General features: G+C 66.9%; 17 protein-coding genes. 13 read left to right on the top strand and 4 right to left on the bottom strand.

Annotation, left to right across the window (positions count from 1 at the left end; genetic code table 11):
* Positions 1 to 46: 46 nt before the first annotated feature.
* The 4 genes from AC1Z3W_RS04765 to AC1Z3W_RS04780 all read left to right on the top strand — a co-directional run bounded on the left by AC1Z3W_RS04765 (position 47) and on the right by AC1Z3W_RS04780 (position 3,571).
* The gene (locus tag AC1Z3W_RS04765) at positions 47 to 634 is read left to right on the top strand and encodes a phosphatase PAP2 family protein (protein WP_057924083.1); all 588 of its coding nucleotides are present in this window, start codon (positions 47 to 49) and stop codon (positions 632 to 634) included.
* Between the two features lie 425 nt (positions 635 to 1,059).
* Positions 1,060 to 1,848, top strand: a complete 789-nt coding sequence (locus AC1Z3W_RS04770; RefSeq protein ID WP_057924082.1) for an SDR family oxidoreductase — start codon at positions 1,060 to 1,062, stop codon at positions 1,846 to 1,848.
* A gap of 34 nt (positions 1,849 to 1,882) precedes the next feature.
* Entirely contained in the window at positions 1,883 to 2,899 is a 1,017-nt protein-coding gene (locus tag AC1Z3W_RS04775; RefSeq protein WP_057924081.1) for an NADP-dependent oxidoreductase, read from the top strand.
* A 162-nt stretch (positions 2,900 to 3,061) separates the two neighbouring features.
* On the top strand, positions 3,062 to 3,571 hold the full coding sequence (locus AC1Z3W_RS04780) for a thioesterase (RefSeq protein WP_483507144.1): 510 nt from the start codon (positions 3,062 to 3,064) through the stop codon (positions 3,569 to 3,571).
* Positions 3,572 to 3,580: 9 nt separating this feature from the next.
* On the opposite strand, the gene AC1Z3W_RS04785 is transcribed toward AC1Z3W_RS04780, so the two are convergent.
* The 3 genes from AC1Z3W_RS04785 to AC1Z3W_RS04795 all read right to left on the bottom strand — a co-directional run bounded on the left by AC1Z3W_RS04785 (position 3,581) and on the right by AC1Z3W_RS04795 (position 5,900).
* Complete coding sequence (locus tag AC1Z3W_RS04785) at positions 3,581 to 4,633, bottom strand: AI-2E family transporter (RefSeq protein WP_124832478.1); 1,053 nt, start codon at positions 4,631 to 4,633, stop codon at positions 3,581 to 3,583.
* Positions 4,634 to 4,864: 231 nt separating this feature from the next.
* A complete protein-coding gene (locus AC1Z3W_RS04790) occupies positions 4,865 to 5,449 on the bottom strand; it encodes a BPSL1445 family SYLF domain-containing lipoprotein (RefSeq protein WP_057924079.1) in 585 nt (194 codons plus the stop codon).
* A 64-nt stretch (positions 5,450 to 5,513) separates the two neighbouring features.
* Positions 5,514 to 5,900, bottom strand: coding sequence for an ElaB/YgaM/YqjD family protein (locus tag AC1Z3W_RS04795; RefSeq protein WP_057924078.1), 387 nt, complete (start codon positions 5,898 to 5,900; stop codon positions 5,514 to 5,516).
* Between AC1Z3W_RS04795 and AC1Z3W_RS04800 the strand changes: the two genes are divergently transcribed.
* Positions 5,899 to 6,063, top strand: coding sequence for a hypothetical protein (locus tag AC1Z3W_RS04800; RefSeq protein ID WP_175824389.1), 165 nt, complete (start codon positions 5,899 to 5,901; stop codon positions 6,061 to 6,063). The two genes, AC1Z3W_RS04795 and AC1Z3W_RS04800, sit on opposite strands and share 2 nt — an antisense overlap.
* A 174-nt stretch (positions 6,064 to 6,237) precedes the next feature.
* Here the strand turns inward: AC1Z3W_RS04800 and AC1Z3W_RS04805 are convergent, their stop codons facing one another.
* Positions 6,238 to 8,037, bottom strand: a complete 1,800-nt coding sequence (locus AC1Z3W_RS04805; protein WP_483507145.1) for an ExeM/NucH family extracellular endonuclease — start codon at positions 8,035 to 8,037, stop codon at positions 6,238 to 6,240.
* Between the two features lie 207 nt (positions 8,038 to 8,244).
* Here AC1Z3W_RS04805 and AC1Z3W_RS04810 point away from each other — a divergent pair, with 207 nt between their 5' ends.
* The 8 genes from AC1Z3W_RS04810 (at position 8,245) to AC1Z3W_RS04845 (ending at position 15,382) form a co-directional block, all read left to right on the top strand.
* On the top strand, positions 8,245 to 8,598 hold the full coding sequence (locus AC1Z3W_RS04810) for a YciI family protein (protein ID WP_057924076.1): 354 nt from the start codon (positions 8,245 to 8,247) through the stop codon (positions 8,596 to 8,598).
* Positions 8,599 to 8,723: 125 nt separating this feature from the next.
* Positions 8,724 to 9,143, top strand: a complete 420-nt coding sequence (locus AC1Z3W_RS04815) for a YciI family protein (RefSeq protein ID WP_057924075.1) — start codon at positions 8,724 to 8,726, stop codon at positions 9,141 to 9,143.
* A gap of 38 nt (positions 9,144 to 9,181) precedes the next feature.
* Positions 9,182 to 9,595 (top strand): VOC family protein, encoded by a 414-nt coding sequence (locus AC1Z3W_RS04820; RefSeq protein ID WP_057924074.1) that lies wholly within the window; start codon positions 9,182 to 9,184, stop codon positions 9,593 to 9,595.
* Positions 9,592 to 10,860 (top strand): RNA polymerase sigma factor, encoded by a 1,269-nt coding sequence (locus tag AC1Z3W_RS04825; protein ID WP_175824865.1) that lies wholly within the window; start codon positions 9,592 to 9,594, stop codon positions 10,858 to 10,860. Before AC1Z3W_RS04820 ends, AC1Z3W_RS04825 begins: the two co-directional genes overlap by 4 nt.
* A gap of 330 nt (positions 10,861 to 11,190) precedes the next feature.
* A complete protein-coding gene (locus AC1Z3W_RS04830) occupies positions 11,191 to 11,613 on the top strand; it encodes a rubrerythrin family protein (RefSeq protein WP_014900079.1) in 423 nt (140 codons plus the stop codon).
* Between the two features lie 122 nt (positions 11,614 to 11,735).
* Positions 11,736 to 13,073, top strand: a complete 1,338-nt coding sequence (locus AC1Z3W_RS04835) for a heterodisulfide reductase-related iron-sulfur binding cluster (RefSeq protein WP_175824390.1) — start codon at positions 11,736 to 11,738, stop codon at positions 13,071 to 13,073.
* A 44-nt stretch (positions 13,074 to 13,117) separates the two neighbouring features.
* Complete coding sequence (locus tag AC1Z3W_RS04840) at positions 13,118 to 13,699, top strand: DUF3501 family protein (RefSeq protein WP_124832474.1); 582 nt, start codon at positions 13,118 to 13,120, stop codon at positions 13,697 to 13,699.
* Positions 13,700 to 14,440: 741 nt separating this feature from the next.
* Positions 14,441 to 15,382 carry a transposase gene (locus AC1Z3W_RS04845; RefSeq protein WP_057924071.1) on the top strand — a complete coding sequence of 314 codons (942 nt, stop codon included), beginning with the start codon at positions 14,441 to 14,443 and terminating at the stop codon, positions 15,380 to 15,382.
* The last annotated feature ends 75 nt before the right edge of the window (positions 15,383 to 15,457 follow it).

The following is a 15,457-nucleotide window of genomic DNA, read 5'->3' on the forward strand; positions in this document are numbered from 1 at the left end:
CGCTTGCGTTAAACTGCGACCTTTTGCTAGCCGTTCGACGTCCGTTATGTGGAGTGAAATCAGCAACATCGGCGACGCCGCATTGACCCTGCCGGTCGCGCTAACCTGCGCGGCCTGGCTCGCGATGTCCAACTGGCGGCTCGCGGTGCGCTGGATCGTGCTGCTCGCGGCCGGCATGAGCCTCGTCGGGGCGACCAAGATCCTCTATGCGGGCTGCGGTGTCGAGATTCCGCAGTTCGATTTCCGCGTGATCAGCGGCCATACGATGCTGTCGACGTCCGTGTGGACCGTCGCGTTGTCGATGCTGTGGCAGGCGTTTCGTCCGGGCAATGCGCCGGGCGTGGCGGCCGGCCTCGCCGTCGGCGCGGCGACGGCCGTCGCGCGCGTGTTCGACCATTCGCATACGATTCCCGAAGTCGTGGTCGGCTGGCTGCTCGGCGCGCTGGTCGCGCTGGTGTTCCTGCGCACCTACGCCAAGGTGCACAAGCGTTCGTTCTCGCCGCGCATCGCGGCCGTCTGCCTGCTTCTCGTGTCCGGCATCGCGTACGGGCATCGCGCGCCGTTCCAGCAGATGATCGACACGCATTCCCCGCAAGTCTGCGCGTTCATGCGCGCGTCCGGCGACGGGTTCTGACGGCGGTTTGTTCCGGGGCATCGGTGCCCCGGTGTCGAATGCGGTCGTCGCGCGACGGCTGCTCCCGTGTCTCGCTCCATTCGTTCCCGATCATTGGCAAAAGCCGGCATCCGGCGTTCGTCGAACCGGTATCCGCGGTAATCGGCCGCGCCGCGCCGCGCCGTTCCATTCCGCCGGCCGCGGATGCGAAGGTCATCAGGTGTGTCTATGACCGGGCATTACGAATATTCATTTCATCGATTGGCGGCAATCGCGTACGCTGGCGTTCGTTCGATCGGGGCCGGCAGCGGCAGCCTGCCCGATTTGTCCGACGCGGCACGGCCGGCTCGCTATACTCGCGCAAACTGCGCGGCCGTCGGCCGGCGCGCGGCAACCGCCGTCACGGCACCGGTCCGCCACGACGATTCACGATAGGAGCAGGTTCCATGACAGTCGTTTCCTCGCGCCTCGCAGGCAAGTGCGCGTACATCACGGGCGCCGCCGGCGGCCTCGGCCGCGCGATCGCGCGCCGGATGGTCGAGCAGGGCGCGCGCGTGTTCCTGACCGACATCGCCGACGCGGCCGTGCTCGATGCGTTCGCGCATGAGCTCAACGCAGGGCACGCGGCGCCGGTCGCGTTCGCGGCCACGCAGGACGTGCGCGACGAGGCGCGCTGGCAGGCGCTGCTCGTGCAGGCGGTCGACGCGATGGGCGGGCTGTCGGTGCTCGTCAACAACGCAGGTGTCGGGTCGATCGGCTCGCCCGCGCAGATCGAGCTCGACGAATGGCGGCGCGTGATGGCGATCAACGTCGAGAGCATCGTGCTCGGCTGCAAGCATGCGCTGTCGTATCTGGCCGAGAGCAGTCCCGCTTCGATCATCAACATCTCGTCGGTAGCCGCGTTCAAGGTCGAGCCGGATTTCACCGCGTACAACGCGTCGAAGGCCGCGGTCGCGTCGCTGACGAAGTCGGTCGCGATCGATTGCGCGCGCCGCGAGCTCGACGTGCGCTGCAACTCGATTCATCCGGCGTTCATTCGCACGGGGATCGTCGAGCCGCTGTTCCAGTCGCTCGGCGAACGCGATGCGACGCGCAAGCTCGCGCGCGGCATTCCGCTGCGCCGGCTTGGCGAGCCGGACGACGTCGCGCATGCGGCCGTCTATCTGGCGTCCGACGAGAGCCGTTTCGTGACCGCCGCCGAACTCGTGATCGACGGCGGCATGTGCGCGGTCTGACGCGCATCGACGACAACAACCGGAGGAGAACACCGTGTCGACACTCGTGAACCGCCAACTGCTGCTGAAGACGCGCCCGGAAGGGCGGGTTGGCCGCGAACATTTTTCGCTCGTCGAAACACCCGTGCCGGCGCTTGCCGACGGCGAAGTGCTCGTGCGTGTGCTGTATCTGTCGATGGACCCGACCAACCGCGTGTGGATGAGCGACGTGCCGCAATACCTGCCGCCCGTCGCGATCGGCGAAGTGATGCGCGCGCTCGGCATCGGGCGCGTGGTCGCGTCGCGCCATGCGGGTTTTGCGCAAGGCGATCTCGTGCAGGGGCTCGTCGGCTGGCAGGACTATGCGGTTCTCGCGGCCGACCAGGCTGCGCAGCTCGTGAAGCTGCCCGCGCAGTCGGGCCTGCCGCTGCCGACGCTGCTCGGCGCGTGCGGGATGAGCGGCCTGACCGCGTATTACGGGCTGACCGACATCGCACCGGTGCAGCCGGGCGAGACGCTCGTCGTGTCGGCGGCGGCCGGGTCGGTCGGCTCGATCGCCGGCCAGATCGGCAAGATCCACGGCGCACGGGTGGTCGGTATCGCGGGCGGCGCGGACAAGTGCCGCTACCTGACCGAGACGCTCGGCTTCGACGTGGCCGTCGACTACAAAGCCGACGATTTTCGCGAGCAGCTGAAGGCGGCGACGCCGGACGGCGTGCACGTGAACTTCGAGAACGTCGGCGGCGAAGTGATGCGTGCGGTGCTGTCGCGGATGGTGATCGGCGGGCGCGTCGCGCTGTGCGGCGTGATCTCGAACTACAACAGCGGCCGCGCGGCGGATGACGTCGGCGTGCTGATCTCGAAGCGAATCACGATGCGCGGTTTCCTGATCCTCGACTACCGCAAGAGCCGCGAAGCGGTGCAGACGCTTGCCGGATGGCTGCGCGACGGCCGCCTCAAGGCCGAGGAAACCGTGGCCGACGGGCTCGAAAACGCGCCCGACGTGCTGAACCGCCTGTTCGACGGCGATCATCGCGGCAAGCTCGTGCTGCGCGTCGATCCCGACGCATGAGCCGCAGCGCTCGCACGCGCTGAGTTCGAACAGACGGACATCGATTTAGGACGTGTCCCATATATTGTTTCGGTCGCTCTCTTTAAAGTAACCGCAAGCAAACGGCGGCGTGACATGCGCGTCACGCCGCCGTTTTTATTTGAGCGGCGAGAAGGGGGGAACATGCGAACGAAGGCAACGCAGGCGGCATCGGCGGTGGTGCGCGATCGAACGATGCGGCGCGTGTGCGACAGGCTGCGGATCGTCGCAGCGGGTGTCGGCATCGCGTGCGCGATGTCGGGTGCCGGCACGACCGGGCATGCGAACGCGAACGCGGACGGCATCGTGCGATTCACCGGTGCGCTCGTCGATCTGTACGACGTGACATTCGATGCGCCGCCGATCGAAGCGGCAAACAGCGCGATGGCCGCGACGCTCCGGTTCGATGCACACGGCCGGCGCTTGGCCGGAGCGCAGGTGGCGCTGGTCGGGCCGGACGGCCGGCCGCCTGCGCAGTCCGCGGGGGCGGACGTTCGCGCAACATGGCGCGATGCGCGCGACGATCGAAGCGTGCCGCTGGTATCGGGCCGCGCGCATCGTATCGGTCCGTATGGCGGCGTGATGGCGGTGGCAGGACCGGAAATGACGACGGGCGCCGTGGCGCCCGTCGTGATCAGGATCCGTCATCCGTGACGCGCAGCGTCATTCCCCCTGTTCGGAGCGTGCGTAGATGTCCCAGCTCGCCATGAACAGCGCGGCGACGAGCGGCCCGATCACGAAGCCGTTGATCCCGAACAGTGCCATTCCGCCGAGCGTCGAGATCAGCACGACCCAGTCGGGCATCTTCGTGTCCTTGCCGACGAGGATCGGGCGCAGCAGGTTGTCGACGAGGCCGATCACGCCGACGCAGAACGCGACGAGGATCACGCATTTCCAGATATCGCCGATCGCGAGGAAGTAGAGCGCGGCGGGCACCCATACGAGGCTCGCGCCGATCGCCGGCAGCAGCGACAGGAACGCCATCAGCGCGCCCCACAGCACGACGCCCTCGATCCCGAGGATCCAGAAGATCAGGCCGCCGAGCGCGCCCTGCACGAGCGCGACCGCGATGTTGCCTTTCACGGTTGCGCGCACGACCGTCGTGAACTTCGCGAGCAGCAGGTTCTTGTGCTCTTCGTCGAGCGGCAGCGCGCGGCGCACGCGGCGGCCGATCTCGCCGCCGTCGCGCAGCAGGAAGAACACCATGTACAGCATCACGCCGAAGCTGACGACGAACTGGAACGTGTTCTGGCCGATGCTGAGCGCCTGGGTGGCCGCGAACTGGCTGATCTGCGCGGCGCCGTCGGTCAGCTTCTTCTGGATGCCGGGGATGTTGGTCAGCCCGTATTTCTGCAGCAGGTTCTGGATCGACGTCGGCAGCGCGTGAATGATGTCATGGAAGTACTGCGAATAATTCGGCTGCGCGCTCTTCAGTTCCTGGTACACGTATGCGATTTCCTGCACGAGCGTCGCCGTGACGAACACGAGCGGCAGGATCACGATCAGGATGATCAGCGACATCGTCACGAGCGCGGCGAGGTTGCGCCGCTTGCCGAAGCGCGCGGCAAGCCAGCGTTGCACCGGCTGGAACAGGATCGCGAGAATGGTGCCCCAGAAGACGGCGCCGGAGAACGGCGCGAGTATCCAGCATAGTCCGACGGTGACCGCGAACAGCAGGAAATAGAAGAATTTTTGGTGATCGTGTCCGCTATCCATGGATGGTTCGCGCAGATTGATGCCTGGTTTGATTGAATCTCGTTGCCTCGGGCGCGATCGGCGCGCGAACGTCAAGGGTTCGTGGCGAAGCGCGCAGCAGGGCGGCCCGATCGGCAGTATGCCCGCAAAGGTGTCGCCATCATAGCCGCTGCGCGCGGCGCACGCGAAAACGCCGCGGCCGGGGCCGCGGCGTTGCGGGGGAGGCCGACGTGACGGTGCCGCGCCGGATCGTCAGATGTGCAGCCTGGTGACCTTGGTGCCGTTCACCGACAGGTCGCCCATCAGGCCCGCGTTGGTCAGCACCAGTACCTCGACCGGTGCGGTGGCCGTGTTGGAGTCGACCGCGCCGTTCGCACCGACCTTCACGACCGCGACGGAGGCGTCGGCACCGGCCGACCAGCCTTCGGACTTGCGGAACGAGTCGAGCGCATCCTGCGTCATGAACAGGAACACGATCGCCTTCGATTGCGCACCGGCCTGCAGGCCGACCGACAGCGACGACGTGTTGTAGTAGCCGACGGTGCTGCCGCCGACGCGCAGTGCGCCGTTGCCGGACTGGCCGCCGACGATGAAGCCGGCCTGCAGCACGTTCGGGAACACCAGCACGCCGCGCGACTTCGCGACGAGTTCACGCGAGCCCGGCACCGTCGAATAGAGGCGCGACAGCGTCGCGTTCACGCTCGCGTCGATCGACTCGCGTTTGGACGCGCTGGTTGATGCGTTCTCGGGTTTGTCAGGCGTGGTGGTGCAACCGGCAAGTGCGAGACTGCCGAGCATGACGGCGGCGGCGGCTTTCAGGGCGAGGGACTTCTGCATGGCGATTCTCCTTCGTTGTCGGGTTGAGGACGGACGGTGCCGGCAGCGGGGCGGCCGGCACCGTTCAACGGCGGGAAAGGAGCAGGCCGGCGACGAACGCGAGGCCCGCGACGACGCCCGCGGTCTGCCACGGGTTGTCGTGCACGGCTTGCGACACGCGTTCGGCCGAATCGCGCAGCCGGGCGGCCGCGGTGCCCGACGCGTAGTCGAGCGTGCTGCGTGCTTCGTCGAGCCGCGCTTGCACGCGCTTGCGCAGCGCGGCGATATCGCCGTCGCCATCGTTCTTCAGCAGGTCTTCCAGTTCATCGACCAGCCCGCGCAGATCGTCGGACACGTCCGCATGCAGGTCGCGGACGGCCGAGCGCGTCGTGCGTCCCACGCGCCGGCCGGTGCGACGGATGTCGGACAGGCCGCGGTCCAGCTTGTGTTCGATCGAGTCGGTGAGCGCCATGGTGTTTATCCTCCTTCGATTTGATTTGCAGGCCAATTTGAAGATAAGACGAATCCCAGCAACCAGTGTGATTCACATCAGCCAATTGAGTTTCGAGACAAATTTTCAATTCGTCGGCAAGCTTCCCGGGAAGCCCCGCGCGACGGGGCAGGGCGGCGGTTGAAAAAATTTCGCGCTTCGAGCGAAGCAACATGAACGGGCCGTTGCACGACGAGAAAGCCCGGTAAATATGGCGTCGCCCGGTGCGTCAGGTAAATAGTGCCGTTGCACGCGTTGTGCTGATGCAATTGCACTAATTGCCATTTTTTTGTCGAGCAGGGTTTGTGCCCGCGACGGCTCAGGTGGCGTCTCCCTCCAGCGCAAGGTCGATGACGACGGGATCGTGGTCCGACGAACGGTACGCATCGGGCGCGTAATAGGCAGCCTGTTGTGCCGGGGTTTTGTAATCGGGCACGGATTGCAGTGCAATCGGTTCATCGGCGTTGATGTGCCACGCATGTACGGCCCTCACGCGGGCAGCGAGCGGCGACGTGGCGAGTGCGTGATCGAGGTTGCCCGCTTCGCCGCGAAATACATAGCTGTAGCCGGCATGGCCGACGAAGCGGGCGACGAGGTTCGCGTAGCCGCGCGATTCGAGCGCGCGCAGCGGATCCTCCTTCGCGTAGCTGTTCAGGTCGCCGATCAGCAGCACGCCGTCGGCCGCGGCGCCGGTCGGCGACGTGGCGAGCCACGCCGCGACGCGCTCGGCCGCCCGCGTGCGCGTCGCATTCCAGCAGCCCTGACCGTCCGACTGGTCGAGATCCGGGCCGGCGGCGTGCGGGCAGTTCTTTGACTTGAGGTGGTTGACCGCGACCGTGAACGCGCGGGTGCCGCCCTTGCGGCGGAATGTCTGCGCGAGCGGCGGGCGATTCCGGCCGCTGAGCGCGACGGTCGCGGCCCGCCCGACGGGTTCGATCGTCCGGCTGTCATACAGCAGCGCGACCGCGATCGCATCGCGGCCAAGCCGGGCTGTGCCGGGGTCGACCGCGCGCCAGCTGTCGCCGAGCCGCGTCGCGAGCCGTTGCACGGCGCTCGCGGAGCCGTGGCCGTTGTTCGCGATTTCCATCAGGCCGATCACGTCGGCGCGCAGCGCACGCAGCGCGGCCACGATCTTTGCCTCCTGCCGCGCGAAGGCGGCGGGCGACTTCGCGCCGCGATTGGCCGGATCGTCGAAGCCGCCGCCCGTGCCGTCGCCGTTGAAGTAGTTGAATACGTTGAACGACGCGACCCGCACGTCGGCTTGCGGATGCCGTGCCGGCGCATCGGTACGCGGATTCGAAGCGGCGTCGAAGACCGGCGCCGCGGACGGTACGGGCTGCAGTCGCCACGTGCCGTAGCGCTTCTCGAGCACGCCTTCGATGCCGCGCACCGTGTAGCCGGCGCGCAGCGTATTGGCGGCGCTCAACGCAGGCGGCGGATAGCGGATAGTTGCGGGGTTCACGCGGCGCGAACCGTCGTCGAGCACGATGCGATTGCGGGCGTTGGCTGCCGCCTGCGCAGCGGCTTCGGCCGGCGCCACCACGTGAGTCGGCATGTACAGGCGGCCGTGGCTGAGTACGATGCTGCCGTAGCGGCCGAGCTCGTAGGTATCGCTGACCGTCAGCGTTTGCGGGAAGCGCACCCGCATGCCCTCATGTGCGGCGAATACGGACTCGTTGTCGACCGGTAGCGCGAGCGTTGCCGGCGTGACGGTCTGCCCGCGCGCGCACACCGTCACGTGGCCCGACAGCGCGAGTTGCGTCCGGCCGTATTTCTGCTCGATCCTGCCGGTGATGTGCACGCGCTCGCCAGGCAGGACACGCGCATTCGGCGCATGGATGAACAGGCCTTCCGGGACGCCCGGCCGGTGCCGTCGCTGCGCGTCCGCCTGCTGGACGAAGAAGCCGCCGAAGCCGTCGGTGCCGGCGAATGCCGCGGTGACGACCGCTTCGATCGACGTGGTGCCCCCGGCCAGTGGCGACCGGCCGCCGGGATGCCGGATGTCGGCGATTGCCGTGGTGGCGCCGCCGCAGCCCGCACTGACCGGCTGCGCGGCGGCGGGCGCAGCGGAAAAGACGAGCGACGCGGCAAGCGCGAGCGGCGGTAGCAGGCGTGACATGGAGCGGTTCACAGGAAGAAAATTCGAAGGTTCGGGAAAGCATCTTGACGGCAAAATCGCGTGCTGCGATCGAATTGGCCATCAGGCCAGTGCCGAACGGCCAACGATGACGGCAGGGCCATCCGGGACTGTTACGCTTTGCACCTGACGTGTCATTCCGGCCTGCGTTCAGAACGCTTGAGCGCACGCCCCCCACAGGAGAGTTCCATGGCCTACATGCTGTTGATTGTCGAACCGACCGGCCAGCGCGCCGAACGCACGCTCGAAGACGGGCAGGCGCTTTACGCGCGGATGGTCGATTTCGCCGAGACGCTGAAAGCGCGCGGCGTGCTGCGCGGCGTCGAGTCGCTGGAGCGCTCGGAACGCGCGACGCGCGTGCAGGTGCGCAACGGGGAGACGCGCCTCGTCGACGGCCCGTTCGCCGAGGCGAAGGAAATGGTCGGCGGCTTCTTCATCGTCGACGTCGCCACCCGCGACGAAGCGATCGAGATCGCGCGCCAGTGTCCGGCCGCGCAATGGTGCACGGTCGAAGTGCGTGCGGTTGGCCCGTGCTTCCTGTGACGGCTAAATCTCGGTGTTTACCCTGATTCGTCGCGTGGAAGGTCGATCCGTCAGCCTGCCGCCCGTCGTCAGGGTAAGGCGCCGATGAACGGACGCCCCTTTCCACCGACGACAGGGAGTGAACGATGCGATTCATGATCATGATCCGGGCGAACGCCGTCAGCGAATCCGACGCATTGCCGGACAACCGGCTGGTCGAGGCGATGACGGTCTATCACGAGGAACTGGCCAGGGCCGGCGTGCTGCTCGATGCGAACGGCCTGCGGCCGAGCGCGCGCGGCTGGCGCGTGCGGTACACCGGCGGCAAGGGCACGGTGGTCGACGGCCCGTTCGCGGAGACGAAGGAACTGATTGCCGGCTATACGCTGATCCAGGTGCGTTCACGCGACGAGGCGCTCGAATGGACGCGCCGGTTCCCCGCGCCGTTCGGCGCGGAGATGGACTGCGAGATCGAGGTGCGCCCGTTGTTCGAACTCGACGACCTCACGCCCAGCGACGCCGTCGAGCGGTTCCGCGAACTCCATGTCGGCCGCACCGGCGCCTGAATGTCCACCTGAACCCAACCTCGCCGGGAGCACCCGACATGCACAAGATGGTCTTCATCAACCTGCCCGTGGTCGACCTGCCGCGCTCGAAGGCGTTCTACCAGGCGCTCGGCTTCGAGGTCGTGCCTGCCTATACCAACGATCAGGCCGCCTGCCTGAAGATCAGCGACACGATCTTCGCGATGCTGCTCGTGCGGCCGTTCTTCCAGACCTTCACCGACAAGACGATTGTCGATCCGGCGACGCACGTGCAGGTGTTGTCGTGCCTGTCGTGCGAAAGCCCCGCCGAAGTCGACGAAGTCGTCGCGAAGGCACGTGCGGCCGGTGGCACCACGCCGCGTCCGCCGATGGAATACCCGGGCATGTACGGCCACAGCTTCGCCGATCCGGACGGCCACGCATGGGAGCTGATGTACGTGGCGCAGGACGCGGGGCAGGGGCCTGCGTCGTGACGCGCGAGGCGACCCATCGTGCGATCGAGGCCGTCTGGCGAATCGAGGCGCCGAAGATCATTGCGCGCGCCGCGCGCGTGGTGCGCGATGTCGGCGTGGCCGAGGAACTCGCGCAGGACACGCTCGTTGCGGCGCTCGAGCACTGGCCCGTCGACGGCGTGCCCGACAACCCGGCCGCTTGGCTGATGACGGCCGTGAAGCGGCGCGCGCTCGACCGGGTGCGGCAGGAGTCGCTGCATGCCGCGAAGCGCGACCAGCTCGGGCACGAAATGGACGCGCTCGAAGCGCATGTCGTGCCCGACATCGCGGACGCGCTCGCCGATGCGCGCGACGACGATATCGGCGACGACCTGCTGCGGCTGATCTTCACGTCGTGCCATCCGGTGCTGTCGACCGATGCGCGCGTCGCGTTGACGTTGCGGCTGCTCGGCGGGCTGACCACGAGCGAGATCGCGCGCGCGTTCCTGTCGCCCGAGCCGACGATCGCGCAGCGCATCGTGCGCGCGAAACGCACGCTTGCGGCGGCGCGCGTGCCGTTCGAGGTGCCGTCCGCCGACGCGCGGCCCGCGCGGCTCGCGTCGGTGCTCGAAGTGATCTACCTGGTGTTCAACGAAGGCCATGCGGCGACCGCCGGCGACGACTGGACACGCCCGGCGTTGTGCGACGAGGCGCTGCGTCTCGGTCGCGTGCTGGCCGGGCTCGTGCCGGACGAAAGCGAAGTGCTCGGGCTCGTCGCGCTGATGGAACTGCAGGCGTCGCGCATGCATGCGCGGACCGATGCGCAGGGGCGACCCGTGCTGCTGCTCGACCAGGACCGCAGCCGCTGGGATCCGCTGCTGATCCGGCGCGGCCTCGCGGCCCTCGATCGGGCGACGAAGCTCGGCGGCGTGCGCGGCCCGTATGCGCTGCAGGCCGCGCTGGCGGCGTGCCATGCACGCGCGCGGCAGGCGTCGGAAACGGACTGGGCGCAGATCGTCGCGCTGTACGACGCGCTCGCCGAAGTCGCGCCGTCACCGGTCGTCGAGCTGAACCGCGCGGTGGCGGTGGGGATGGCGTTCGGGCCCGCCGCGGCGCTGGAAATCGTCGACGTGCTGCGCGACGATCCGGCGCTTGCGCGCTATCACTGGCTGCCGAGCGTGCGTGGCGACCTGCTCGTGAAACTCGGCCGCGCCGACGAGGCGAAGGCCGAGTTCCGCCGCGCGGCGGAATTGACCCGCAACGAGCGCGAAAGGGAATTGCTGCTGAAGCGTGCGACGGATGCGTGACGCATGACGGGCGACGACGGTGTGCGCACGCCGGGCGTCGCGTCGCACGCTGAGCCCCAAGCCCCAAGCCCCAAGCCCCAAGCCCCAAGCCCCAGCCGAAACGTTCAACCGTCATCCCCTCCACCCAGCCATCCAGCGAATCCGCGTCCACGAACCGTCCCCAAATCTGTTCCCCGGCTATCGCGCGGATTAAAAAAGCCTATTGGGGGATGCGAACGTCAGCGCCTAGATTAAAAGGCACGACGCGCGCGCCCGGCGCACGCATCGTTCCCCACATACATCATCGGCCCGGCTTCGCACGCGGCCGCGCCGACTCGAACGGAGGCGCAAATGGCTCAACTCAAGGGCAGCAAGACCGAAGAGAATCTGAAGTTCGCATTCGCGGGCGAATCGCAAGCGAACCGGCGCTATCTGTATTTCGCTTCGAAGGCCGATGTCGAAGGCCAGAACGACGTCGCCGCGCTGTTCCGCTCGACTGCCGAAGGCGAAACGGGCCATGCGCACGGTCACCTCGAATACCTCGAAGCAGTCGGCGATCCGGCGACGGGTTTGCCGTTTGGCTCGTCGCGGCTGAACCTCGAATCGGCGATCGCCGGCGAGACGCACGAATACACCGACATGTATCCGGGCATGGCGAAGACGGCGCGCGACGAAGGCTTCGACGAAATCGCGAACTGGTTCGAGACGCTCGCGAAGGCCGAACGCAGCCACGCTAACCGCTATACGAAGGCGCTGGACGCACTCGTCGACTGACGCGGGCCCGTCAAGGCCGCACGGCCCGGCCGGGCATTGCCCGCGGCCGGCCGTGCGTTGATCGCCGCCCGCACTGCGCGGGCGGCGCGTCCGCGCGCATGCGCGCCACGCTGGAGCGCCCCATGCCCCACAAGGAAGGCAGTCTCGAAGCCCCGACCCGGCATCCGCTCGACTGGCAGTCCGAAGCGTTTTACGACCAGACCGCGATCGACGCGGAAATGACGCGCGTGTTCGACATCTGCGCCGGGTGCCGCCGCTGCGTATCGCTGTGCGGCGCGTTTCCGACGCTGTTCGATCTCGTCGACGACACGCCGATGGGTGACATCGAGGAAGTGCCGAAGGACGCATTCGGCAAGGTCGTCGACCAGTGCTACCTGTGCGACCTTTGCTACATGACGAAATGTCCGTACGTGCCGCCGCACGCATGGAACGTCGATTTCCCTCACCTGATGCTGCGCGCGAAGGCCGCGCGCTACCAGCGCGGCGAAGCGCCGCTGCGCGACAAGGTGTTGTCGAACACCGATGCGCTTGGCCATTTCGCGGGGATTCCGATCGTCACGCAGACGGTGAACGCGGTGAACCGCACGCCGCCTGCGCGCCACGCGCTCGAGGCGGCGCTCGGCGTCGATCGCAACGCATGGCTGCCGGAGTTCGCGCCGCGCAAGTTCCGGCGTGCCGCGAAGCGCTCGGACGGCCCGCCGGTACGCGACGGCGAACGCACGCCAGGGAAGGTCGCGATCTACGCGACGTGCTACGTGAACTTCAACGAGCCGGGCATCGGCCACGACCTGCTCGCGATCCTCGCGCACAACGAGATCCCGTACGAGCTCGTCACGCGCGAAGCCTGCTGCGGGATGCCGCTGCTCGAGCAGGGCAATCTCGCGGGCGTCGCCGCGAAGAAGGCTGTGAACATACCGGTGCTGGAGCGCTATGCGCGCGAAGGCTATGCGCTGATCGGTGCGATCCCGAGCTGCGTGCTGATGTACAAGAGCGAACTGCCGCTGATGTTCCCCGGCGACGAAGCCGTGCGCGCGGTGGCCGACGCATTCTGGGATCCGTTCGAATACGTGATCGCGCGGCATCGCGACGGTTTGCTGAAGACCGATTTCAAGCAGGGCCTCGGCACCGTGTCGTATCACGTGCCGTGCCACGCGCGCGTGCAGAACATTGGCCGCAAGACGGCCGACACGTTGTCGCTCGTACCCGATACGCGCGTGAACGTCGTCGAGCGCTGTTCGGGGCACGCGGGCACGTTCGGCGTGAAGAAGGCCTTCCATGCGGACGCGATGCGGATCGGCGCACCCGTGTTCAAGGCGATGGCCGAGCCGAAGCCGGATTTCGTGTCGTCGGACTGCGCGCTCGCCGGCCATCACATCGTGCAGGGCATCGACGAGAAGGGGCTGCCTGCCGCGCCGCTCGCGCATCCGCTGACGCTGCTGCGCCGCGCGTACGGGATCTGACGCGGCTGCCCGGCAAAGACATCGACGACATTCGAGGACATCCCATGACGCTCACCCGCGACTCGCTGCTGACGCTCGAAGCGTACGCGAAGATCCGCAAGACCGAACACGCACGGCTCGTCGCGTACAAGCGCCGGCGCGCGGTGGCGCTTGGCAACCATCTGCGCTTGCTGTTCGAGGACGAGACCACGATTCGCTACCAGATCCAGGAGATGCTGCACATCGAGAAGATCTTCGACGAGGCGGGCATCGACGGCGAACTGGAAGCCTATCTGCCGCTCGTGCCCGACGGCACCAACCTGAAGGCGACGCTACAGATCGAATATGAGCACGAGGCCGAACGGCGGGCGGCACTCGCGCGACTGATCGGCGTCGAGGATCGTGTGTACCTGCAGGTCGACGGGCATCCCGATGTGTATGCGATCGCCGACGAGGATCTCGATCGCGACAACGCGGAGAAGACCTCGGCCGTGCATTTCGTGCGCTTCGAATTGAACGGGGCGGTGCGTGCGGCGCTCAAGGATGGCGCGACGCTGTCGATCGGCTGCGACCACCCGGCCTATACGGTGGCGCCGCAACGCGTGGATGCGGACGTGGCCGCGTCGCTGGCCGGCGATCTGCGCTGACGCACGGTCGCGCGTGGGTCGCGCGTGGCCGTGTGCATCGCCCGTTTGGCACGTCGTTCCGACCCGAATCGCCCTCTTGCGGCCTGCTTGATCGTGCGATCGGCCGCCCATCTCCCGAGGATGTAACAAACCTGTCTGCGCTTGCATGTCGGGAAACAATGTGCATTGCACGCCGGATCGCTTTCATCACTCGCAGAGAAACAATAAAAAGATTGTGCACGGAGATAATTAGGTTCAGCGGAATTTGAACGATTTACCGATCCGTGAATATCTTGTTACGAAATTTTCCCTGATTTACCGATTTTGGACGGCAATTCACGCGATTGTTGCCGGCAAGGGTCGGAACGCGTCGGCGCGCCTGCGGACGGGCCTTGGCCGCACCCCGCGGAGCCCCGCCGGACGGGGCTTCCCAGCAACGCGCATAACGATCGCTTAAAAAAATTCAAGCGTAAATGGATTGCGCATCCATGGCAGGTTGTTTCAGTGCGTAACATTAAGTCATTGTCATATTGAGACAAACCCTGAGGATGGTATGCTTCGTGCACAAAAATTCCCACATTGGAGTGAGACCGTGATTTGTGCGCCATTGCCGGGAATGGCGGCACCGTGAAAGTGCGGTGCCGCGCCGGCATGCACAACAATCGGATAACCATAATGTGCAACCGGGGCGCCCCGTGACGCGATGCGTGACGGTGGCGCCGACAATCGCAGCCCCGGCCTGGCTGCGTGGAGAGATCTACTATGTTCTTCGATGAGCTTAACGATGAAGAGTGGTTTCGTCTTTCAACGCTGATCGCCGATGAACCCATCCGGCTGAACCGTCGAGGTCGTCCGCGTGCCGAACCGCGCGTTGTCGCCAACGCGGTTCTCTGGATCCTGACGACCGGTGAAGCGTGGTCCAAACTGCCCGGGCGCTATCCGTCCGGGCCGACGTGCCGCCGCCGCTACGAGGAGTGGCTCGCGAACGGCACGCTGCTGCAGATGATCGACGTGCTGACCCAGTTCAGCGGGCGCACGTTCGCGTACGTGCCGCCGCCGCCCGTGCCGGTCGCGCCGGCGTGCCGTGCGGAACCCGTGCCCGACAACGACCGTCTGCGCGGCGTGTTCTGGCAGAACCCCGAGTCGTGGCAACTGCCGGTCGCGCAGGCAAACGTTTGGGAGGGCGAGGGCGCGACGCTGGCTGCGATGTCGAGCGACGACGCGGACGAACCGTCCGGCGTGTCGTTCGCGGTACCCGGCGCGCAGCCCGCTGGGCTGCGCCATGGGCGTCCGTCCGCCGCGAGCTTTGCCTCGGCCGAACCGCAAGTCGACGAGTATCGCGGCTACACGGTCTACGGCAGCGCGCAGCCGGTGCAGAACCTGATGTACCGCGCGTGGGCCGAGATCACGCAGGACGACCGGCGCGTCGAGCGCTCGGGCCTGATCGGCCCGCGCTTCACCGACGCGGAAGAGGCGGAGCAGTACGCGCTCGACTGGGCGCGCCAGTGGATCGATCGTCATGGTGCGAGCGACGAGCCGGCGCGTGCGCCGCAAAGCGAAGTGCTGGCCGGCCTGTCCGCGCTGGCGCGTGCCGAGTCGGACATCAAGCGTTTCATCGCCGAGCGTCGCGCGGGTGCGCTGTCCGAGGGCCGCAACGACCCGGTGCAGTCGGATCGCCGCGAGTATGCGTACCGCGTAGGTTGATCGTCAGCCATACGAAAACGCGCGGGTTGTCGTGTGTCACGGCACCCGCGCGTTATTTTTTGTTTCTCGCATGCC

It is taken from the genome of Burkholderia sp. 10_S31 (assembly GCF_056930375.1).